Genomic DNA, 22,129 nt, shown 5'->3' with positions numbered 1-22,129 from the left:
CCCAATTTTCGTAACCCACGCAACAATATAAGGCAGACGGAGCTTTTGACCAGCTTTGGCTGCGTGAGGCCGCCGCGCCAGCCTTTTGCGCGCTTGAACCGACGACCGAGACCGGGAAAAACGGCGATATCTCTTTGTTTTTGCGCATAAACTAATTCACTGCAGTTGCACTTTTTTGGCCCGTTGGGCTCTATCTCTTTGCCGTTACACCTGTTTTAATCTCTATCGGCTACATATTTCTGGAACTTGACGCGGGGGCGCTGCCGGTTTCCCGGTACTCAATTGTTGTTGGAAAAGTCTGTTCGATGTTCGATCTGATTTCCCATTACTGGCCGCATATTCTGGCTGTTCTGTCGATCGTGCTCGGCGCAATAGCCGCCATTCATGCGACCATGACCAAGGACGAGGTGCGCACTGCACTCGGCTGGGTCGGCGTGATCGTGCTGTCGCCCATCGTGGGGGCGGTGGTCTATGCCATTGCGGGCGTCAACCGGATCAGGCGCTCGACGCTCACGCAGCAGCGCGCGCTGGGGCATATTGCGCTTTATCACCTCTCGCATTTCGACACGACCAACGACCTCGTGCGCGCCGCATTCGGGCGGCAGTTCGGCGCGATGAAAATTCTGGGCGACGCCGTCAGCCTTTATGATTTCACCAGCGGCAATCGCATTGAAATGCTGGAAACCGGCGACGAAGCCTATGCGGCCATGCTGGAAGCCATCGGTAAGGCAGAGCGCAGCATCTTGCTGGAAACCTATATTTTTGACCGTGACGCCATTGGCATCCGGTTTGCCGAGGCGCTGGGCGAGGCCGTCAAGCGCGGCGTGGAAGTGCGGGTGCTGATCGATGCGGTTGGCGCACGTTATTCCATCCCGAGCATTGTCAGCCTGCTCAAGGAAAATGGCGTGACGGTGGATGTCTTCAACGGCAACATCATCATCGGCCTGCGCCTACCTTATGCCAATTTACGCACCCACCGCAAAATCCTCGTCGTCGACGGGCGATATGGCTTTACCGGCGGCATGAATATCCGTGCCGGTTTTGTGCGGGCGATTGCTGGCGATGCGGTGGCCATCGACACGCATTTCCGGCTGGAAGGACCGGCCATTGCCGACCTTTTTCACATCGCCTCCGAGGACTGGCGATTTGCAACGGGTGAATTGCTGACCGGCGACGCCTGGCGCATTGCCCCGCCGGAAAACCCGCCCGGTACAGGTACGCTGGTGCGTGTGGTCGGCTCCGGTCCCGACAAGAATGTGGAAACCAACCATCGCATGATGATGGGCGCTTTCTCGATAGCCGAGCAGCATATCCTCATCATGTCGCCCTATCTGTTGCCCGACCGCGAACTGATCAGCGCGCTGGTCACGGCGGCGCGGCGGGGCGTGTCGGTGGATATCGTCGTGCCGGGGGTCAATAATCTCAAACTGGTGGACCGCGCCATGCGCGCCCAGTTCGACCAGCTTTTGAAGGATGGCTGCCGCATCTGGCGTGCAGGCGGCGCGTTCAACCATTCCAAGCTGATGACGATTGACGGCACATGGTCCTATGTCGGCTCGTCCAACATCGACCCGCGCTCATTGCGGCTCAACTTCGAGATCGATCTGGAAATTCTGGATCGCGATGTGGCGCGTCAGGTGGAAGAGCGGATCGGGAAGGTCATCGAGGAGAGCCGTCAGGTCAATCTGACACGTCTCAACAACCGCCCGTTTCTGGTGCGTCTCATCGACCGGATTATCTGGCTCGGTTCGCCTTATCTATGAGCCGGTCCTGCTTGCGGGTATCTCCGGATAGAGATTGTGCAGAAGGTCTATTTATTTTCACGCATTTCCAGACGCAAAACCGTTTCACACTTTTGCTGGAAATGCTCTATCGCCGTCTTCAGGTCGAGATGCGCCTTGATCGGCAGATGGTCGGAGGCCATACGCGCCAGCGGCGTGTTGTGAACTTCCACCGAGGTCACGAGATTATGCGGCGCGCCCATCACGCGGTCGAGCGCGAAGACCGGGAAGCGTGACGGAAAACTCGGCACTGCCGTCGCCACATGGTTGAAGGTCGGCATCAGCGCGGCCAGCGAAGAACGCTTGCCGATACGCCATTCATTCAGATCGCCGATCAACAGCGTCGGTAGCGTGTCGCCTTCCTGCAAGGCGGTGAGAATGCTTTCCGCCTGTTGCTCGCGGGAGCGTTTCAGGAGGCCCAGATGCGCGGCAATGACGCGCAGCGGACCGGCGGGAAATTGCAGATCGGCGACGAGCGCGCCGCGCGGCTCCACGCCGGGCAGTTTCAGCTGCTGCACATTGCGCACAATGCCTTCGCGGAACAAAAGCACATTGCCGTGCCAGCCATGCCCCTTGGGCATCGTTGCATTGATGGGGACAGGAATGAGGCCGTGGCGGCGCTCCAGAAGGCCGAGGTCGAGCAGACCGGACCGCTCACCGAAACGCTTGTCGGCTTCCTGCAACGCTATAACATCCGCGTCGATTTCGCTGATCACGTCGGCGGTGCGCTGCGGATTGAACTGTTTGTCGATGCCGATGCATTTGTGAACATTATAGGATGCAATGACAATATCACCGCCAGTGATATTGGCGTTGAGAGGCCTGAAGCCCGGCCTGTTGCGGATCGCCGTCAGGATCGACTTCGATATCCGGTTTGCTTCCTTTTTCTTCTGCACCCTTTTCACCCGTAAGGTCGTCAGTTCAAGATGAATATTTCAAATTTATACTCTTCTATATAGATAGTTTGCTATGCGATTTGAACAGAGCCGCTACGCACAATTGAGTGTTTGGGGCGAAAGTTCAGCGGGCAATGAAGCGAACCAGCCAGTCGGTCAGGCCGCGATAGGGCGGCTTGATGAGATCGCTCGGGGCGGGCGCATATTTCGTCAATATAGGCATGACCTTGGAAAAGGTCAGGAAGCCGTCATAACCGTGATACTGGCCCATGCCGCTGGCCCCCACGCCGCCGAAGGGCAGGTTGCTGCAGGCAAAATGATAGAGCGTATCGTTGATGCAGACCCCGCCAGCGACCACATGGGCGAGGATGGTGTCGATCTCGGCAGTGTTCTCGCTGAAGCAATAAAGCGCCAGCGGGCGGTCATGGCCCAGCACATAGGCAATGGCGTCATCGGTCGAGCGATAGCTGATGACTGGCAGCAGCGGTCCGAAAATCTCTTCCGCCATGATGGCGCTGGTCACTTGCGGCTCAAGAATGAGCGTCGGCGTCATCAGGCGCGTTTCGGTGGAGGGCGCGAGCAGCTCGACGATGCCCTCGCTTTTGTCCTTCGCATCGGCCAGCAGGCCGGATAACCGCTGCAATTGCGCATCGTTGATGATGGTGGTGCGGTCCTGACCGGCGGATGCGCCGCCATAGCGGGCCTGCATTTCGGCTTCGAACAAGGCAATGAATTCATCGCGCTTGCTGTGGTGGATCAGCACATAATCCGGCGCGATACAGGTTTGCCCGGCATTGAAAAACTTGCCGTTTGCGATGGCGCGCGCCGCCCGCACCAGATTGGCGTTTTCGCTGATGATGGCGGGAGATTTGCCGCCAAGTTCCAGCGTTACCGGCGTCAGATTGGCAGCTGCCGCTGCCATGATCTTGCGTCCCACGGCGGTGGAGCCGGTGAAGAACAGATGGTCGAAAGGCAGGCTGGCAAAGCGGGCGGAAAGCGCTGCATCGCCTTGCACCACGGCAACGCGATTGTCCGGAAAGACCGTGCTGATGAGCTTTTGCAGGAAGGCTGCCGTCTGTGGCGTGTGTTCAGATGGTTTGAGCAGGACATGGTTGCCTGCCGCAATGGCCGCCACCAGCGGCGCGAGCGCCAGATTGACTGGATAGTTCCACGGCGCGATGACGCCCACGACACCCAGCGGCACGAAGCGGACTTCGGCTTTCGCGGGCCATAATTTCCAGCCCGCCTTGCGGCGCTTTGGCTTCATCCAGCGCTTGAGATGGTGCAGCGCGTCATCGATTTCGGCAAAAACCACGCTGGCTTCGCCAAGCAGGGTTTCATGGGCAGAGCGGTTTCCGAAATCGGCGCTGATCGCCTTCGCCATATCGTCGAGCTGTGCGGCCAGGCCAGCACGCAGGCGCTTGAGGTCATCGATGCGTTGCTCAAAGGGCGGGCGATGATCCAGCCATGCCTGACGCAGACGTGCGAAAACCGCGTCGAGATCATCGCTCATGGGTGAAATCCTCGGTCGAGCGGGCGAACAGGAATTGCGCCACATAATAGGTGGCGAGCACCCATAGCCCGCTCAGCGGAATATCGAAGCGGAACCGGTCATAGGCGAGAAGCGTGTCGCTGACCATGAAGAACAAGCCGCCCCATGCCGCGAGCCAGGCGGCGTAATGTTGTGGTGTTTCTGGTTCGGTGCCGCTTGCGCGGCTGAAAGCCTGCGCGGCCATCAGACCCAATGCGGCGGCATAGATGATGACGGGGATTTTCATGGTCCCCGGCAGGGCCGTCCAAAGGCCGGTGATCAGCGCAACTGCCGCAAACGCGAAGACGACGAAGGCGCCCTTGTTCTGCGCAAAGCGGCTATGGCGCGACAGGGCGTAAATATAGGCGCAATGGGTGATGAGAAAGCAGATCAGCCCACCCATGAAATAATCACCCGGCAGCATCAGGAAAAAATCGCCAAGCGCTGCGAAGGCAAGGCCGAAAGCCACGGCAAGGCCATAGGATTTCGAGCGCGGCTTGCCGGAACAGAGCACCGCCGCCAGCAGAAGCAGCGTTGCGGTCGGCTTGGTGAGATAATGCAGCCAGCGCCAGAACGAAGTTTCGCCAGGATAGCTCAGCAGACTGCCTGCGATGGCGCAGACCGCGCAAAACAGGAAAAGACCATAGAGCGTCCGATTCCGCCCGAATTCCAGCAGGCCTTTATGCCGCATCTCAACTCCCCCGTTTATGATGCCGGTTTTTTATTCTTGTGTTGCCGCCGCTTCGCGCCGCCTTTTGCGACCCATGCGCTCGGCCCGGGTGGAAAGCTCCGTATTGCCCTCGAGATCGGTTTGCAGGATCAAGCCTTCCTGCTTCAGCCACCGGATAATCTCGCCGAATGCGCGGTCGTAATCGGGCTGTTCCATGGCGAACCTCTTGACCATTTTACCGGGACGGGCGATACCAATTTTATTGCTAACTAATTGTTTTTACGCACATCAAACACAAAACCATTTCACACTTTTGCTGGAAATGCGTTCCGTTGCAAGGCGGAAAATGTCAGCGTCATGAACGCTTCAAATCTTGCCGCTATCAGATAGGCTTCCTGTTTCTGACCCGACCAAGGTGCGTTTGATGAAGTCTCCGCTTTTTGTTGCAGCATTTTGCGCCGTTGTTTCCCTGACGTCAGCGGCTTTCGCGCAGGATTTCAAAATGCCAGTGCTGCTGGGCGAGATCGTGCTGCCAACCGGCCTGCAAATTAAAGGCGTTGAGTTCGGCGGCGTATCCGGCCTCGACTATGATGCGGCGCAGGATATCTATTACGCCATTTCCGACGACCGTTCCGAGAAGGCTTCCGCGCGGTTCTATACGCTCAGGATCGTCGCCGACGAAAAGGGACTGCACAGCGTCGATATCCTTTCTACCGTCACGCTGTTGAATGCCGATGGCAAGCCGTTTGCGAACAAGGATGTCGATCCGGAATCCATTCGCTATCATGCGGGCACCGGCACGCAGTTCTGGACCAGCGAGGGCGACCGCAACGGCAAACCGGCCGTGCGGGAATCGCGCATCGATGGCAGTCTGATCCGTGAGTTTGCCTTGCCCGATTATTACATCCCGAATGCCGACGGCACACGCGGTATTCGCAATAACCTGTCCTTTGAAAGCCTGACCTTTTCGCCGGATGGCAAGACGCTGCTCGTCGGGCTGGAAAATGCGCTGCTTCAGGATGGTGACAAGGCAACGCTGGAAAAAGGCAGTCGCGCCCGCATACTCGCCTTCGATATTCTGTCCGGCGGGGTGAAGGCGGAATATGCCTATGATACCGGGCCGATCTTCACCAAGGCGACCAAACTGCCCTATTGGAACGACAACGGCATGTCGGAATTTCTCGCCTGGGGCGACGATCTGTTGACGGTCGAGCGCTCTTACGCGCATGGCGTGGGCAACGAGATTAATTTCTACCGCGCGCGCTTTGCCGGTGCGACGGACGTGAGCGGCATGGCGACGCTCAAGGATGTTTCGCTAACGCCGATGGCCAAGGAAGCTGTGCTGCGGCTGGGCGAAGGTGATTTCGGCCTCGACATCGATAATATCGAGTCGGTCAGTTGGGGGCCGACAATCGGCGGACATAAAACGGTGGTCATCGCTTCCGATAATAATTTCAACCCGGAACAGTTTACTCAGTTTGTCATGTTTCAGCTTAATGCAGAAGAAAATTGAACGCAGGTTCAAGTATAAATGAATTAAGTAAACATGGTAATTCTTCTAAATAAATCCTCGTCGGTCAGATATGGGTTTATACAGCCGTAAGATGTTCAAAACATTGTGTTTTGTCAGAATTACAATCCGGTAGCGAAAAAGTGACATCAGATTGTCGTCAAATCGATTATATATTCCAGCTTCGCTTTTCATATTCACCATTCATGAGGGAATACATGCTGTCACAAGCCAAGGTAGACCAACTCGGAATCACGATCGATGTGTATCAGAAAGCGGCGAAGCAGTGGGTTGCTTCCGGCATTTATGAAGGCCACCACATCGTCGTCGAAAACCAGACACAGGGTACCGCCGTCAGCGCATGGCGTGACCGGGCGCTTTCCGTTTCGGATAGCGGCACCGCATAATTTTTTTTGAGTTCGTTAGCAGGGTGGCCAAACGGATCGTTTGCCGCCAATTTCTTTTCAAAGCCGGGCTGTTACGGTCGATTTTCAGATGACTGCAACAGCCGTTACAATCAAATTTCTCGGGGCTACCCCCCGCGTTCCTCGAAACCTTCGGCATTACCTTCGTCCACCTTGTGACGCAGATATTGCTTCAGCCGGTTGATATCGTCGCTCTGCCAGTTTTCTGCGCCGGTGATGTCACGCCAGGCTTCCAGATAATGCTCCGGGGCATAGACATGTCCATGCCCCATGGGCGCGCTGTCGGCAAATGCCATGTCGACCACCAGTTGCAGCGCGGTCACGATCGGATACCAGCGTAAATCGGCTGATACATCGGGACCGCGCGGCTCTTTCATCCAGTCCGGTTCGCGATAGAACATGCTGCTGTTAAAGAACACGATGGCATCGCTGGCATATTGCAGATAGATCGTGCGCATCACGCCCCATTCGCTGCCATTGCCGGGCGCTTCGCCATTCTGGTTCATGAAGCGGACGAAGGCGCCGTCGCGCACCACAGGCAGCCATTCCGGCGTATCGGGATTGCGGCTGCGCGTCAGCGAACGCCACAGCGCGCTGGGGAAGGGCGGGCCGCTCCACAGGGCGCCGTTCAGGGGCGCATCCAGTATTTCAAACAGCGATACCGAGCTTTGCGAATTGAAAGCGCCGAGGCTCAGACCATGCAGATAAATCTTCGGTCGTTTGTCGGCAGGCAGGCTTTTCCAGTAATCATAGACCGTTTCGAACAGCGCGCGCGCCGACTCCGCGCCATATTCCGGCTGAAACAGCAGCGATAGCGGGCTGTTCAGATAGGAATATTGCACGGCGATGCTGGCCACGTCGCCGTCGCGCAGATATTCCAGCCCGATCATGGCGGAGGGATCGACCCAGCCCGTACCGGTCGGCACGATGATCACCAGCGCAGAGCGGTCAAAACCGCCCTGCCGCTTCAGTTCCTCCAGCGCCTGTCTGGCTCTTTCCTCTGGCGTACGACTGACATTGAGCCCGGCATAAACGCGGATCGGGTCCATGGCCGCGCGCCCGGTAAAGGCGGAAATCTCGGCGGCGGTGGGCGCAGAGGCGATATATTCGCGTCCGGCACGGCCAAGATCCTCCCAGCGGATCAGCGAGGCGGCGCTGCCTGTCTTGTCGGGGGAGGAGGGTTGCACGCGGTCCGGCTCCATCAGGGCGTCATAGCGCTTGAAGGACGCATCGAGCGATTTGAAGGCCGTATTGATCAGCACGCCGTTGGCGACGGTCCAGATCAGAAAAGCCGTCACCGAGGCCGCAATCACATTTGCAACGCGCCTTGGCATGATGCGGCGCATCTTCGACGAGATATAGCGCCCAATGCGAATGAGAATGCGGGCAATGACCAGCAGCACCAGAAAGACAGCGATGGCAATCGCGGTCAGGGTCGCGGGATAGGCGGAGGGCACCGGCGGCATATCCATGGCCGTGCGGATCGAATTTTGCCAGCCAGCGGATGAGCGAAGCGCGATCAGCGCCACGGCAAGGCAGACAATGCCGACGCCGATCTTCAGGAGGGCGCGCTTGCGGCCCTTGATCTCCGGCAGTTCGAGATAGCGCCACAGCGCGCCGAAAAGCACGCCGATGCCATAGCCGATGGCGAAGACCAGCCCGCACAGCGCGCCCTGAATGACATAGGTTCGGGGAATGAGGCTCGGCGTCAGCGCCGCTGCAAAGAATAACGTGCCGAACGCCAGTCCCGTGGCGCTGAAGGAACTGGTGGCGCGAAAGAGGGCGAGGACAAAGGCGCGCATCGACACTTGCTCCAACAGAATTGCTTAGTCTTTGGATATAAAGCATTTCCAACAAAAGTGCGAAGCGGTTTTGTGCCCGGAAATGCGATTGAAAACAAATCGATAGAGCGCCCAGCGCTCACACAGGGCAGAGTAAAAGGCCGTTGGCGGAAACGACGTATGGACGCTACGCGGTTACCTGCGTCCCAACCATCAAGTGCACCGAAGTATGCGGCTTATAAGTGTTAATTTTGAATTCCCTCAGCTAAGTCGAGAATTTCGGCGTTGTTCTTGCTGTTTCCTTCCACTCTGTTGGTTTAAGCCGTGATTTATTGCAGTTGATACACCCTGACTGTCGTGTTTGATTATATCCCTTCATCTTATGACAAGATAAAATATTTCACGTGAATTACTTTCAATTCCGCATAATGGCGATCTGAATAAATTTTTACAAAGAGATTTTGTGAGGCTAGGCATATGGAGCCTGAATATTTAATTTTCATGGGAAAAAATGCGTCGGAAACTAAAGCCGCACAAGAAATTGAAAAGGCCATGACGGGTGCGCTTGGAAATTTTCATCAACAGCATAGTTCCCTGTCGCCCCTCGAAAGAGCGCACGCTGTTCAGAAATATAATTATCCGATTAGTCCTTTTAATGCAGTTGGTCGCAAACGTGCTGGTTCTGGCGTTAGTGACACCCTACTGGAGAAAATCGCTCGAAGTTCCAATGATTTTTCGATTGAACCGGCGACAGGAGCTGCTGCAGCGCTTGATGCAGATGTTCCGGGAACAAGCAGTGTTAATATGTCGACCGCTGGTAATTCGTATGAAGCCATGGCTCGTGAGCGTGAAGAGCGGTTTGGTCGACTAGTTGGTAATTGGGGCACCGAACGGGAGAATGATATTAACATAAATAGTGTCATACGTGGTGCTTATCTGAGTGCAAAAAATAGCATATTAAACAATGTCAATAGTCAGGGAATGAAACATAATTTTAGTACAATAATGTATAGTAATAAATGGTATACAGAGGTTGGAACTGCTTTTCAGAGATACAGAAAAGTTAAATTATTTGAATCAATTAGAAAAGAAACTGGGCTCGAGCAAATTGAAGCAAAAGCGTTGAATCAGGTTTTTGGATATTTTGAATCCAATAAGGAAGAATATATAAAGTTCTTAGTTTTTAAGTGGGAAAAAGGCCTGTAGAGCATTATATTTACTTGTGAGTTTAAATGCATTTATGGCGCCGCCGTTCTCTGCGTCCTTGCCTTGATGCGCCCATTGGCTTCAGATTTTGTGGCCGAAAACCTGTCAGCTGCCGCTGAATATTAATTCATTCTAAAACAGAGATATCGTATGGTTGCTGCGGTTATCCAGCCATCGATTTCGCTTGTTTCACAGTGCGTTGCGATCATCCGGCAGAAGCCTGTCGCTCGGCAGATTTTGCATGTGACAAGCCGTCAGAAATCCTCTACGCCTAGTGGTGGACCGCTACGCGGCGGTCTGGGGTATCGTAGCCCCTGTAGTGTGGCTGGTGTCGCCAAAAGATGCCGAACCTTCGTCCTTTATGGTCAGGGTGCTTGCGACGTATGTCCAGGCTTCCCTGAAGCTAAAGGTCGTGAGGCCGTCACTACACGGTTACGAACACCCTGATCACCAAAGATCGAAGGGCACAGCGCGGGGGCGTACCGCGAGAGTGCACCGGGGTGGAGACCGATCGTGGCGAAAATGCTCAGTTTCTATGCAATCACCGATGACAAGATGACGGAATGGGATGACGTGTTCTATGTGGACTTGGCAGACGCCGAAGCTGCAATACAAAGGACACTGAAAGAAGTCGAAGAACAGCTCGTCTTCTGGCCCCGTCCTATACGATGTCCTACGGTGCTTTACCTTGAGCGGGTCAGCGTTCCGTTCACCGAGGAAACGCTGTTTGCCTTGCTGAATGACAAGGGGCCGCCCAGCGTTTTTGCAGAGCGGGAAGTCCTCAACATGTATTACACGAACGGAGAAACTTGGCTGGGGTCGGGCTTCTGTTCGTAAATTGAATCAGCAGGAGCGCCAGTCGGTCCTGCTGTTTTCCTGCCAGCCGCATTTGTGCAGCAGCGGCGTGTCGTCGGTGAAGCTCGGCCAGCCGACGCACAGATAAAGGCTGAAACGCCAGATTGCCGGCACGTCGAAAAGCCTTTCCATGGCCAGCGGATTGAGTATCGAAACCATGCCGACACCAAGGCCCAGCGACCGGGCGGCGAGGTTGAGGTTTTGCACGGCCATCGCCGTGCTTTGCTCCAGCGTGGAAGCCATCGACTGTCGCCCGAGGCCGTGCCCTTCCGCCGGATCCGTTTCCGTGAAAATGGCGAGCTGCAACGGGGCGATGGCAAGCCCCTCCAGTTTCAGGTCACGATAGGCCTCGGCGCGCGCGCCATCGTAAATCTCCGCCGCTTTGCGGTTGGCTTGCCTGAAGGCATCGTGGACCGCCTGCCGCTTCTCAAGGCTTTCTACGGCGAGGACGCGCCAGGGCCGCGCATTGCCGACAGAGGGTGCATAATCCATCGCCTGCCGCAGCGTTTGAATCATCGCTTCGTCTATCGGATCGCTGCGAAAATGACGAACATCCCGCCGCCATTTCAGAAGCTCGAAAAAGGTGTCGCGATCGGCGTCGGTGAATTGCATATCTGTCTTCCTGAAGCTCAGGCCGGGGTTTGGACGCTTGGGAATGCGACGGGCCCAGAAAGCAAAAAAGCCCGCTTGCGCGGGCTTTTTGGGATGCTTCTGGACCTTGGTAGCGGTCTGAAGACTTGGAAATGGTGCCCAGAAGAGGACTCGAACCTCCACGCCCTTGCGAGCGCCAGCACCTGAAGCTGGTGCGTCTACCAATTCCGCCATCTGGGCGACGAGGACCCATCTAAGGGGTCGGCTTGCCTCTGTCAATCGCGTTTTCGAAATAATGTCAGCTTTTTTTCAAGCTGTCCGTTTTCCATGTTGAAAACGCTATCGGGCGCGGCTTCGCGCCCGATAAATTTGCCGCCAACTGCATGTCAGGCTTCCAGAATTTCCTTCGAGGCCACAGTCGAATCAGCATTGAGCCGGTAAATGATCGGCACGCCGGTATTCAATTCCTGCTTGAGAATCTGTTCCGGCGTCAGGCCGTCGAGCGCCATGATCAGCGCGCGCAGCGAATTGCCATGTGCAGCCACCAGAACGCTCTCGCCGCGCAGCACATGCGGCTGGATCTGATGCAGATAATAAGGCCAGACGCGCGCGCCGGTATCCTTCAGGCTTTCGCCGCCCGGAGGAGGCACGTCATAGGAACGGCGCCAGACATGAACCTGCTCTTCGCCCCACTTGGCGCGGGCATCGTCCTTGTTGAGACCGGACAGATCGCCATAATCGCGCTCGTTCAGCGCCTGATCGCGGATCGTTTCAAGGCCGGGCTGGCCCAGCTCATCCAGAATGTGCTGGCAGGTGGTCTGCGCGCGGGTCAGCACTGACGTATAGGCGATATCGAACTTGAGACCTGCGGCCTTGAGGCGCTGGCCAGCGGCCTTGGCTTCGGCATGGCCCTGTTCGGTCAGGCCCGGATCGCGCCAGCCGGTGAAAAGATTCTTCAGGTTCCATTCGCTTTGGCCATGGCGAACCAGGACGAGAGTACGAGACATAGGCAAGGCTCCGTTGGTGGGTAAATCAAAGCGCATCCCGAAAAGTGTGAAACGGTTTTCGGAAAAGATGCGCGTTCAAACAAAATAGTAGAGCGCCGATCTGATGCAATCAGATCGAAACGCGCTCTAGTCACTCAGCCCGAGCACGTCGAGCATGGAATAGAGGCCGGGCTTTTTGCCATAAGCCCAGAGTGCGGCTTTGACGGCGCCGCGTGCGAAGATGGTGCGGTCCTCGGCATGGTGCGACAGCACAATGCGTTCGCCGGGGCCAGCGAGAATCACCGAATGGTCGCCGATCACCGAGCCGCCGCGCAGCGTGGCGAAGCCGATGGTGCCTTCCGTGCGCGGGCCGGTATAGCCGTCACGCGCCCGCACGCTGTTGTCTTCAAGGCAGATGCCGCGGCCTTCGGCGGCCGCTTGGCCAAGAAGCAGGGCAGTGCCGCTTGGTGCATCCACCTTGTGCTTGTGGTGCATTTCGAGAACTTCGATGTCGAAATCTTCCGGTCCCAGCGCCTTTGCGGCCTTCTGTACCATGACGGAAAGCAGATTGACGCCGAGACTCATATTGCCCGACTTGACGATGGTTGCATGGCGGGCGGCGGCGCGGAATTTCTCGTCGTCTTCTGCCGAGCATCCCGTGGTGCCGATGACATGGACGATGCGGGCCTGTGCAGCGAGCCCGGCAAAGGCCACGCTCGCGGCAGGGCTGGTGAAGTCGAGTACCCCTTGCGCCTGGGCAAAGACCGGCAGCGGATCGTCGGTAATCTTCACGCCAAGCGCGCCGACACCGGCCACTTCACCGGCATCCTTGCCGATCAGCGGCGAGCCGGGGCGCTCGATAGCGCCCGCAAGCTTCGCGCCGTCTATCGACTGGATCGTCCGGATAAGGGTTTGGCCCATGCGGCCACCGGCGCCGACGACGACGAGGCCCATTTCGCTGTTTCGGCTATCCGGTTCACCGGTCATTTTGTCCTCCTGTGCCCGCAGGCACATCATCCGCAGTCAGTTCTTCGATTGTCGGCTCGGTCATACTGTCGGCGCTGCCGCTCTGCAATTGATAGAAGCGGGCATAGACGCCGTTCGGTATGGCGATCAGCTGTTCATGACGGCCTTCTTCCACCACGCGCCCCGCTTCCATAACCACGATACGGTCGGCATTGACGACCGTGGACAGGCGATGGGCGATGACGATGGTGGTGCGGCCCTTCATGATCGTTTCCAGCGCCTGCTGGACGCGCTTTTCCGATTCGTTGTCGAGTGCGGATGTTGCTTCATCGAGCAGCAGCACCGGCGCCTTGCGCACGATGGCGCGCGCAATCGAAATGCGCTGCCGCTGGCCGCCGGAAAGCGTTGCGCCGTTTTCACCAATCGGTGTGTCGTAGCCCTGCGGCTGTTGCAGGATGAAATCATGCGCATGGGCAAGCTTGGCCGCCTTGACGATTTCATCATCGGTCGCATCCGGGCGTCCATAGCGGATATTGTCGGCAATGGTGCCTTCGAACAGATAGGGCTGTTGCGAGACATAGGCCACGGCGTGGCGCAGCGAGCGCTTGGTGACCTTGGAAATATCCTGCCCGTCGAACAGGATCGTTCCCTTGTCGAGATCGTAGAACCGCTGCACGAGATTGATGAGCGTTGACTTGCCCGCACCCGATGCGCCGATGATCGCCGTGGTTTCCCCTGCCTTGGCGGTGAAGCTGACACCATGCAGAACCGGCGCAAGCTCGCTATAGGAGAAATGCAGGTTCTCGAACTGGATTTCGCCGGGGCCGGGGTTCAGCGGCACCGCATCGGCGGCATCGCGCTGGTGCGGCTTGATATCCAGCACTTCATAGATCATGCGGGCATTGACCAGCGCCTTTTCCAGCCCGACCTGAAGGCGGGCAAGACGGCGGGCCGGGTCATAGGCCAGCAACATGGCGGTGATGAAGGCAAAGGTTGCGCCGGGCGGCTGTTGTTCGAGGATGGCGCGATAGCCGCTATAGGCCAGAACGCCGGATACGGCGATACCAGCCAGTATTTCGGAAATCGGTGTGGTGCGTTCGGACACCTTGGCGATCTTGTTGCTGCGTCCTTCCGACAGGTCGATCAGATTGCCGATCTTGGCGCGCAACTGGTCTTCCATCGTGAAAGCCTTCACGACGGCAATGCCCTGCACGGATTCCTGCATGGCGCCGAGAAGATGCGAATTCAGATGCACCAGATCGCGGGTGACCGAGCGGATGCGGCGTGAAATATAGGCGACGGCCAGAATGAGCGGCGGACCGATGAGGAAGATCGCAACCGACAGCATCGGGTCCATATAGAACATCATCGCGATCAGGCCGATCAGCGAGATAAAATCGCGCGCAATCGACGAAATCGTCATGTTCAGAAGGTCGCGGATGCCGGAAACATTCTGGTTGATCTGCGCCGCCAGATGGCCGGAACGGGTATCGTTGTAGAAATCGAGACCGAGCTTCATCAGATGGTCGAAAATGCGCTTTTGATAGCGCGCGACCAGATTATTGCCGATCTTGGCAAGCTCGACGGCCTGCACATAGCCAGACAGACCGCGCAGAATGAAGATCGCCAGAAGCGTGCCACAGATGACCCAGATCAGCGGCAGGTTCTGCTCATAGAAGATCTTGTCGATCATCGGCTTCATCATATAGGCAAGCGCGGCGTTCGATCCGCCGACGATCAGCGATGCTATGATGGCGATGATATAGTTCTTCTTATATTCACCGATGTTTTCCGACATCATGCGCCGGATTACGCGGGTCGCTTCGCCCGTGTCGATTTTCTTCTTTTTCTTTTTGAATAGGCTCACGTGCAAAAGCGCTTCATTCCTGAGCTCGGTATGTCCGAGACTGCCGTTGAAAATGCGTTGGTATTAAAACCAAAAACGCGGCGGTGAAAAGGCCGAAAGCCAATTCCCCGACGCGTTTCTATAGCTTTAAGTCGCGTAATTATCCATCCCTGGTATCCGATCCAAAAGTCGCCATGCCGGTCTGCAAAGGGCGATTTCTGCGCTTACCTAGGCTCACGTACCCAAAAGTACGCTCCGCTTCGGTTCTCGAAATCACCATTTTCGCCACGGCCTGCCGCTTTTTGATTCAGACACCCTGATCCTCTTGCTGGCGGAACTTAGCCGATGCGCCAGCGCCGCCCGTCCGTCGAGACTTCGAAGCGCGATGGTGCGCAGGCGAAAGCCGACAAGCCGCTCAGCGCCGCCAGCGGATAAGTGATCACGCGGACCGGAATGTCGTGCATGATAGCCTGATGCGGCGCTTTATCCTCAAAAGCCGTGCGGAAACCGCCAGCCCGCAAGGCTGGAATAATGCGCTGCGGAATGCCGCCCGACAGGTAAACGCCGCCATGCGCCATGAAGACAAGCGCCATGTCGCCCGCCACACGGCCAAGATAGGTCGCAAACAGGTCGAGCGTTTCGCTGGCTTGCGCATTGCTACCATCGAGACCGGCAGAGGTGATGTCGGCGGGCGTTTCCAGCGTCGGGGTCACACCGTCGGCGGTGCAGATTGCCACATAGAGATTGTGCAGGCCGCGTCCGCTCAAAATCTGCTCGGCGGAAACGCGCCCGTCGATCTGCTCAATATGCGGGAAAATCTGATAGTCGCGTTCGCTGCGCGGGCCGACATCGACATGGCCGCCTTCACCCGGAACCGGCACCCAGGCCTTGCGGGTACGCACCAGACCGGCCACACCGAGGCCAGTGCCCGGTCCGAGTACGACGCGGGTTGCAACCACCTCGTCGGGCTTGCCGCCGATCTGTTCCATATGGTGACCTTCGAGCGACACCACGGCCAGCGCCTGCGCCTCGAAATCGTTGAGCACGGTCACATCCTTGAAGCCGAGATCGGCGATCAGCTTCTTCGGGCGCACAACCCAATCGCAATTGGTGAGGTCGATTTCATCGCCTTCGACGGGCCCGGCAATGGCCAGAATGACCGAGCGCGGCTGCAGCGACGTCTGGTCGAGAATAGCCGTCTGAATGGCTTCATCGATGGTCGCATAATCCGCCGTCTGAAGAACCGGAAATTCCTTCGGGTCGGAGTTAGCATCGACAAGGATCGCAAAGCGGGCATTGGTGCCGCCGATATCGCCGACAAGGACTGGAAACTGAAAACTCTGTTCGGCGTCGATCATGGCCTGCATTCTCTCTCCCTGTCGTTTCTTGTGGCCCTTGGGAGCTTACCAAAGGCTGTTATTTCTTCGCTCGTATCAGTCCAAAGCCTTGATCAGCTTTTCCGCCGTGGCCGGGTTCAACGCCATCGGAATGTCGTAGACGCTGCCAAGCCGCGTCAGCGCCTTGACATCCACATCATGCGGAAGCGGCGACAGCGGGTCGATGAAGAAGATCAGCACTTCAACGGTACCTTCGGCAATCATCGCACCGATCTGCTGATCGCCACCGAGCGGGCCGCTTTTGACACGCTGGATCGTCAGCGAAGGGCAGGCTTCAAGGATCAGCCCGCCGGTCGTGCCCGTGGCGACGATATCGAAACGCGACAGCGCCTTTTCATGCGCGCGCGCAAAGGCGACCATGTCGTCTTTCTTCAAATCGTGGGCGATCAATGCGATGCGCAGGCGCTCTGTCATGAAGTTGATAACCTTGTCATCTGGCTCTAAATCGTTTTAAACCTATAGCTGAGCCATAGGTCGGTGAAAAGAGGGCTTAGAGAAAATGCCCCGCCGTCAAGCGTCGGGGCATGATAGTTGTTTACTGTACCCCATAGGTCACTTCGGCGACCGAATTGGGAGCCGGACCATCCAGCACAGCGGCACATGCCTTTGGAAGATCGGATACCATGACGGGGCGGGGCTTCTTCGGCGGTTCCTTCGATGGCTTGGCTGGCTTCCACGGCTCATCGGTAAACCACCATGCAAGTGACTTGTCGCAACCGTCGCCAGCGGCCACCTTGGGCTGCGACTTGCATTGCGGCGAGCCAGGCTGGCAGGTCAAGCGCACATGGAAATGGTAGAAGTGCCCCCAATAGGGACGAACCTTGCCGAGCCAGCTTCTGTCGCCGGTCACGGTGTCGCAAAGCTGCTTCTTGATGCCGGGATGCACGAAGATGCGTTCGACTTCCGGATAGCTCGCGGCATGTTTGATCAGCGCCGTGCGGGCAGGGGTCCATTTCTTTTGATCGACGTAAAGCGAATCCCCTTTCAGCATCGACACGGCGGAAACGCTTTCGCGTTCGGCATCGGTGAAGCGCTTCTTAGGCATCGGCGTCAGCCAGATATCGGCGTCGAGGCCGACCTGATGCGAGGCATGACCCGTCAGCATCGGGCCGCCGCGCGGCTGCGAAATATCGCCGACAAGCAGTCCCGGCCAGCCATCCTTGGCAGCATCGCGGGAGAGTTTTTCCAGAAGACCGATCATACGCGGATGGCCCCAGCGGCGATTGCGCGACAGGCGCATCACCTGCCAGTTCGGGCCGTCTGTCGGCAGCGCGACAGCGCCCGCAAGGCAGCCCTTGGCATAAAAGCCGATCGATTGTGGCGATTGCGCCAGCACGGGCAGCTTTTCCGCACCGAATGCCTGCTTGGCGGGCCTATCATCCGCCATGGCCACGGGCACGAAATCGGGCGCGATCATCGCCGCCAGCGAGGCGATGAGGACAAATTTCTTCAGTTTGTTTGCGATCATGGGGCAATTCCATGGTTTGCCAAAGGGCGCTGCGATTGCGAATCAAACAGCGAAACTGCGGGCATTATGCTGTGTGAAATGCTGGCCAGCAATGCCGGTCGGCGGTTTGTGACAACCGACCGGCTTTTCGATCAGCTCCGTTGCAACCTTGCAAGCATGGTCAGGACCACAAGGGGCATGACGGTACAGAACGCGATCAGCGGCCATGCCGTGTCGCCGGGCAGCAAGATGACGAGGACCGTTCCCGCCAGACTGACCATCAGGCTCTGTATGCAGAAGTAAAGCGCGACAGCCATGCCCGCGCTGTCGTCAAAGGCCGCCAAAGCGCCGTTTGCCGTCATGGATGCTGTCAAAACAATGCCGATGGCCGCCAGCCACATCGGCGCTATCAGGCTGGCGAAGGATGGCAGCAGCAGCTGTTCGGTCAGGAGCAAAGCCAGCGCGCTGGCAAGGAGCACGACCATGCCCAGCGCCACGCTTTTGCGCACCCCCCATTTCCGCGTGTGACGTGACAGGAGGCGCGTGGCGGCGATCATGACAAGGGCAACGCTTGCAAATGTCAGGCTGAATTCCGTTTCTCCGTAGCCGCCTCTTTCGATCAGAATGCGCGGCGCGGTGGAGAAGAAAACGAAGAAGGTGCCCATCGCGGTGCCGAAACCCAGCGTGTAGGTCCAGAACGGGAAATCCTTCAATATTTTCAAGGTATTTGCATTGTTCGCCCCAGTGCATTCAGGGCGCGTTTCGGGCCAGTGGCGGTAGGCCCGTCCTGTTGCGATAAGGCCAAGTAGACCGAGTGTCATGAAGATCGCGCGCCAGCCGAAACCGCTGGCGATCAGTGCACCAGCGATTGGGCCAATCGCCGGAACGAAGGACAGCATGGCACTGAAAAGGCCGTAGATCGTCGCGCCTTCCGGGCGGTTGGCATAGACGTCGCGCACCGTGGCAAAAGTTGCGACAAGTGCTGCCGACGCGCCGACAGACTGGGTGAACCGCAAGGCGACGAAAAGCGTGGCGCTATCGGTCGCTGCCAGCGCGAAGGAAGAAAGCGCAAAAACGACCCCGCCGCCAAGCAACACCGGCTTGCGCCCGATGCGGTCCGACAATGGGCCGAAGATGAGTTGCCCGACGCCCAGCATCACCATGTAGAGACTGAGTGTCAGTTGCACCATGGAAGGCGTCGTTTGCAGAATTGCGGGCATGGAGGGCACCACCGGAAGGTAGATATCCATGGCCAGCGAGGCAAGAATGTCGAAGGGAGCCATCAGCGCAAGCGCGAATGGCAAGGTGAAGCTCCAGGATGGAGTTTTCTGAGGATCAAATGGCATGACAAAGCATCCGCTCGAAGACAATCGGGCGGCAATCTGCCTGCAATGGAAGAAATTGGTCCGGGACAGATGCCGCAACAGGTTGGAAAAGCTGTTGCGGCTTATTTATCTGCTGACTTGCTGTTACCCATCGTTCTTGTCCCGATTTGAAATTTGTATCAGCGCTTTTACCCGAAGGTGCGCGCGCATGCAATCAGCGCCAGTTTTCGTCGCGCCACATGGCCGAAAAGGCGGTTCTGTAGTCGGGATAAGCGAAGGAATAGCCCAGCGCTTCAATACGCTTATTGGAGACGCGCTTGTTCTCACCATAGAAGGAGCGCGCCATCGGTGTCAGTTCCGCTTCTTCGAACGGCACTTCCGGCGGCGGCGTGACGCCCATCAGCTCCGCTGCATAGGCAACGACATCCTGCGGCGGCGATGGTTCATTGTCGGTAATGTTGAAAATACCGCCCGTATCGGTGCCCGCGAGAAAGCGCAAAGCGCCCGCAATGTCTTCCACATGGATGCGGTTGAAAACCTGATCCTGCTTGACGAGACGTCGCGCCGTGCCGCGCTCCAGATTGACGAAAGCATTGCGACCGGGACCGTAAATGCCCGACAGCCGCAGAATAGCCAGCGGCGTTCCATGCCGCTCGCTCAATTCTGTCCAGGCCTGCTCCGCCTCGACGCGTTCTAGGCTGCGGCGCGAAACCGGCTTGCAGGGTGTGGTTTCATCCACCCAAGCGCCCTTGTGATCGCCATAAACGCCGACGGTCGAGAGATAGCCGATCCAGCGAATCGTATTGTCTGGGCGGCGCAGCGCTTCTTCGACCCATGCGAGCGTCGGGTCGCCCGCTTCGCCGGGCGCAACCGAGACCACCACATGGGTTGCCTTGGCAAGCCGTTCCAGAAGGTCGGGCGAGGGCGTTTCACCATCGAACAAGACCGGCGCAATGCCGGATTTCTCAAGGATCGGGAATTTCTGTTCATGACGGGTGGTTCCGTCGATGCGCTCTGTTTCTCCCGTCATCCGCTTGGCAAAGGCTTGCGCCGAATATCCGGCCCCGAACAGGAAAATGCGCATATCAGACTGTCTCCGTATTCCACTCTTCCTGCACCGTAGCATCCTCCTCCGTGGAGGCCAGACGTTTTTGCAAGGCATCGACATGGCCCGGCTCGGCCAGTTGCTTCAAGGCCCAGACTGCCGCCCCGCGTACGACAGGTGCGGCATCGCCAAGCAGCGCTTCGATCTGTGGCAAAAGCGTTGTATCGCCGGAATTGCCCGCCGCGATCAGCACATTGCGGATGAAGCGGTCGCGCCCGATCCGCTTGACCGGCGAGCCGGAAAAAAGCGCGCGAAACCCCGGATCGTCGAGCGCCAGCAGGTCGCTGAGACGGGGCGCTTTCAGATCGTCGCGCGCCTTCAGCTTCATTTCGCTGGTTGCCTGCGCAAATTTGTTCCACGGGCAGACCGAAAGGCAGTCGTCGCAACCATAGATGCGGTTGCCCATCACCTTGCGGAACTCCGCCGGAATAGGCCCCTTGTTCTCGATGGTGAGATAGGAAATGCAGCGGCCTGCATTGATGCGGTAGGGTGCTGGAAAGGCCCTGGTCGGGCAGGCGTCGAGACAAGCGCGGCAGGAGCCGCAATGATCCCGGTCTGGCTCATCTGGCGGGATTTCCGCCGTGGTGAAGATCGAGCCGAGAAACAGCCATGACCCCAGTTCGCGGCTGACCAGATTGGTGTGCTTGCCCTGCCAGCCAAGGCCTGCGGCTTCCGCCAGCGGCTTTTCCATGACGGGCGCAGTATCGACGAAGACTTTGACGTCCTGCCCGGCCCGCGCGGCGAAGCGGCTTGCCACATGCTTCAGCTTGCCCTTGATGATGTCGTGATAATCGCGGTTCTGCGCATAGACCGATATGGCCGCACGATCTTTCTGGTCGAGGATAGCCAGCGGGTCGGTGTCCGGCCCGTAATTCATGGCCAGCATCATGATGGAACGGACTTCGGGCCACAGCACGCCGGGATTGGCGCGGCGCTCTTCGGTCTCTTCCATCCAGAGCATATCCGCGTGATGGCCGTCGGCAATATATTGCCGCAGGCGTTCAGGCGCCTGCGGGATAGCATCGGGCGTGGTGAAGGCGACGGCGTCGAACCCCACGGCTTTGGCTTCTTCGATGAGGAAGCGCTTCAGTTTTTCTGTTTTCGAATTAGAAGTCGAGATCGCCATATTGGGCCACCGGGGCAAGCCCGCGCACGCGATCAGACAGAAGCGGGCGGAAAGCGGGACGCGACTTCATGCGCGCATACCAGTCGCGTGCCGCGCGCGTTTCGCCCCATTCGATTTCGCCGAGATAATCCAGCACGGAAACTGCCGCTGCCGCCGCCATATCGGCATAGCTTGGATGCGCGCCTGCCAGCCAGTCGCGGGTTGCGGCCAGCCAGTCGATATATTTCATATGCTGGCGGATATTGGTGCGGGCTGCGCGGATCGCGGTCGAATCCGGTGCACTGCCACCCATTTCAGCCGCCATCTGCAATTTATAAACGCGCTCGCGGGTGATGTGGCGCGTGACTTCGTTTTCGAATTTCAGCAGGAACCAGTCTACCAGACGGCGCACTTCGGCGCGCTCCATCGGGCTTTCCGGCAAAAGGCGACGGTTGCGCTTCAATGCGCCGCGTGTCTCATCGAGATATTCGGCAATCACCGTTGCGCCCACGACCGGCAGGTCGTTTTCCGCCAGCAGCACCGGCAAAGTGGCGGCAGGATTCAGCGCCAGGAATTCCTTGCGGCGCGACCACGGCCTCTCCTCGATCAGTTCCGCTTCCACGCCATATTCGCCGAGGATAAGCCGCACATAACGCGAGCCTGAAGACATGGGATGATGAAACAGCGTAAGCATGATCGACGCGGT

At 57.7% G+C, this 22,129-nt stretch carries 21 protein-coding genes and 1 tRNA gene; 5 read left to right on the top strand and 17 right to left on the bottom strand.

Features of this window, described 5'->3' with window-relative positions:
• Positions 1 to 305 precede the first annotated feature (305 nt).
• Positions 306 to 1,763: a cardiolipin synthase gene (cls, locus tag ABWW11_RS10390; protein ID WP_109369672.1), complete on the top strand. Its 1,458-nt coding sequence runs from the start codon at positions 306 to 308 to the stop codon at positions 1,761 to 1,763.
• Between the two features lie 47 nt (positions 1,764 to 1,810).
• Here cls and ABWW11_RS10385 read toward each other — a convergent pair whose 3' ends face one another.
• The 4 genes from ABWW11_RS10385 to ABWW11_RS10370 all read right to left on the bottom strand — a co-directional run bounded on the left by ABWW11_RS10385 (position 1,811) and on the right by ABWW11_RS10370 (position 5,094).
• Positions 1,811 to 2,677 carry an endonuclease/exonuclease/phosphatase family protein gene (locus ABWW11_RS10385; RefSeq protein ID WP_109369671.1) on the bottom strand — a complete coding sequence of 289 codons (867 nt, stop codon included), beginning with the start codon at positions 2,675 to 2,677 and terminating at the stop codon, positions 1,811 to 1,813.
• A gap of 124 nt (positions 2,678 to 2,801) precedes the next feature.
• Positions 2,802 to 4,190 (bottom strand): coniferyl aldehyde dehydrogenase, encoded by a 1,389-nt coding sequence (locus ABWW11_RS10380; RefSeq protein WP_235858993.1) that lies wholly within the window; start codon positions 4,188 to 4,190, stop codon positions 2,802 to 2,804.
• Positions 4,180 to 4,899, bottom strand: a complete 720-nt coding sequence (locus ABWW11_RS10375; protein WP_109369669.1) for a lysoplasmalogenase — start codon at positions 4,897 to 4,899, stop codon at positions 4,180 to 4,182. Before ABWW11_RS10375 ends, ABWW11_RS10380 begins: the two co-directional genes overlap by 11 nt.
• A gap of 30 nt (positions 4,900 to 4,929) precedes the next feature.
• Complete coding sequence (locus ABWW11_RS10370) at positions 4,930 to 5,094, bottom strand: hypothetical protein (RefSeq protein ID WP_167836107.1); 165 nt, start codon at positions 5,092 to 5,094, stop codon at positions 4,930 to 4,932.
• A 208-nt stretch (positions 5,095 to 5,302) separates the two neighbouring features.
• Here ABWW11_RS10370 and ABWW11_RS10365 point away from each other — a divergent pair, with 208 nt between their 5' ends.
• The gene (locus ABWW11_RS10365; protein ID WP_109370297.1) at positions 5,303 to 6,391 is read left to right on the top strand and encodes an esterase-like activity of phytase family protein; all 1,089 of its coding nucleotides are present in this window, start codon (positions 5,303 to 5,305) and stop codon (positions 6,389 to 6,391) included.
• Positions 6,392 to 6,606: 215 nt separating this feature from the next.
• Positions 6,607 to 6,795 carry a hypothetical protein gene (locus ABWW11_RS10360; RefSeq protein ID WP_109369667.1) on the top strand — a complete coding sequence of 63 codons (189 nt, stop codon included), beginning with the start codon at positions 6,607 to 6,609 and terminating at the stop codon, positions 6,793 to 6,795.
• 125 nt (positions 6,796 to 6,920) lie between these two features.
• Here the strand turns inward: ABWW11_RS10360 and ABWW11_RS10355 are convergent, their stop codons facing one another.
• Complete coding sequence (locus tag ABWW11_RS10355; protein ID WP_109369666.1) at positions 6,921 to 8,615, bottom strand: alpha/beta hydrolase; 1,695 nt, start codon at positions 8,613 to 8,615, stop codon at positions 6,921 to 6,923.
• 456 nt (positions 8,616 to 9,071) lie between these two features.
• Here ABWW11_RS10355 and ABWW11_RS10350 point away from each other — a divergent pair, with 456 nt between their 5' ends.
• Positions 9,072 to 9,800: a hypothetical protein gene (locus tag ABWW11_RS10350; RefSeq protein WP_109369665.1), complete on the top strand. Its 729-nt coding sequence runs from the start codon at positions 9,072 to 9,074 to the stop codon at positions 9,798 to 9,800.
• A 513-nt stretch (positions 9,801 to 10,313) separates the two neighbouring features.
• Complete coding sequence (locus ABWW11_RS10345) at positions 10,314 to 10,637, top strand: hypothetical protein (RefSeq protein ID WP_109369664.1); 324 nt, start codon at positions 10,314 to 10,316, stop codon at positions 10,635 to 10,637.
• 6 nt (positions 10,638 to 10,643) lie between these two features.
• Here the strand turns inward: ABWW11_RS10345 and bluB are convergent, their stop codons facing one another.
• The 12 genes from bluB to ABWW11_RS10285 form a co-directional block, all read right to left on the bottom strand.
• Positions 10,644 to 11,267, bottom strand: a complete 624-nt coding sequence (gene bluB, locus ABWW11_RS10340) for a 5,6-dimethylbenzimidazole synthase (protein WP_109369663.1) — start codon at positions 11,265 to 11,267, stop codon at positions 10,644 to 10,646.
• A gap of 132 nt (positions 11,268 to 11,399) precedes the next feature.
• Positions 11,400 to 11,486 (bottom strand) — tRNA-Leu (locus tag ABWW11_RS10335).
• Positions 11,487 to 11,632: 146 nt separating this feature from the next.
• Positions 11,633 to 12,253, bottom strand: coding sequence for a 2,3-bisphosphoglycerate-dependent phosphoglycerate mutase (locus tag ABWW11_RS10330; RefSeq protein WP_109369662.1), 621 nt, complete (start codon positions 12,251 to 12,253; stop codon positions 11,633 to 11,635).
• 126 nt (positions 12,254 to 12,379) lie between these two features.
• Entirely contained in the window at positions 12,380 to 13,219 is an 840-nt protein-coding gene (dapB, locus tag ABWW11_RS10325; RefSeq protein WP_109369661.1) for a 4-hydroxy-tetrahydrodipicolinate reductase, read from the bottom strand.
• Positions 13,209 to 15,065, bottom strand: a complete 1,857-nt coding sequence (locus ABWW11_RS10320) for an ABC transporter ATP-binding protein (protein ID WP_109370296.1) — start codon at positions 15,063 to 15,065, stop codon at positions 13,209 to 13,211. The genes dapB and ABWW11_RS10320 overlap by 11 nt, the downstream gene beginning before the upstream one ends.
• A 317-nt stretch (positions 15,066 to 15,382) precedes the next feature.
• Positions 15,383 to 16,411, bottom strand: a complete 1,029-nt coding sequence (locus tag ABWW11_RS10315; RefSeq protein WP_109369660.1) for a glucokinase — start codon at positions 16,409 to 16,411, stop codon at positions 15,383 to 15,385.
• Positions 16,412 to 16,477: 66 nt separating this feature from the next.
• A complete protein-coding gene (locus tag ABWW11_RS10310; RefSeq protein WP_109369659.1) occupies positions 16,478 to 16,855 on the bottom strand; it encodes a methylglyoxal synthase in 378 nt (125 codons plus the stop codon).
• Positions 16,856 to 16,976: 121 nt separating this feature from the next.
• Positions 16,977 to 17,909 (bottom strand): penicillin-insensitive murein endopeptidase, encoded by a 933-nt coding sequence (gene mepA, locus ABWW11_RS10305; RefSeq protein WP_109369658.1) that lies wholly within the window; start codon positions 17,907 to 17,909, stop codon positions 16,977 to 16,979.
• Positions 17,910 to 18,040: 131 nt separating this feature from the next.
• Complete coding sequence (gene cml / locus ABWW11_RS10300) at positions 18,041 to 19,234, bottom strand: CmlA/FloR family chloramphenicol efflux MFS transporter (protein WP_109369657.1); 1,194 nt, start codon at positions 19,232 to 19,234, stop codon at positions 18,041 to 18,043.
• A 193-nt stretch (positions 19,235 to 19,427) separates the two neighbouring features.
• Positions 19,428 to 20,297, bottom strand: a complete 870-nt coding sequence (locus ABWW11_RS10295; protein WP_109369656.1) for an SDR family oxidoreductase — start codon at positions 20,295 to 20,297, stop codon at positions 19,428 to 19,430.
• Between the two features lies 1 nt (position 20,298).
• Positions 20,299 to 21,444: a tRNA epoxyqueuosine(34) reductase QueG gene (queG, locus tag ABWW11_RS10290; RefSeq protein ID WP_319081227.1), complete on the bottom strand. Its 1,146-nt coding sequence runs from the start codon at positions 21,442 to 21,444 to the stop codon at positions 20,299 to 20,301.
• Positions 21,425 to 22,117: a glutathione S-transferase family protein gene (locus ABWW11_RS10285; RefSeq protein WP_109370295.1), complete on the bottom strand. Its 693-nt coding sequence runs from the start codon at positions 22,115 to 22,117 to the stop codon at positions 21,425 to 21,427. Before ABWW11_RS10285 ends, queG begins: the two co-directional genes overlap by 20 nt.
• Positions 22,118 to 22,129 lie beyond the last annotated feature (12 nt).

It is taken from the genome of Brucella sp. NBRC 113783, assembly GCF_040372265.1.
GTDB lineage: Bacteria > Pseudomonadota > Alphaproteobacteria > Rhizobiales > Rhizobiaceae > Brucella > Brucella teleogrylli.
The sequence above is the reverse complement of the archived record's forward strand: the minus strand, read 5'-3'. Positions and strand labels throughout refer to the sequence as shown.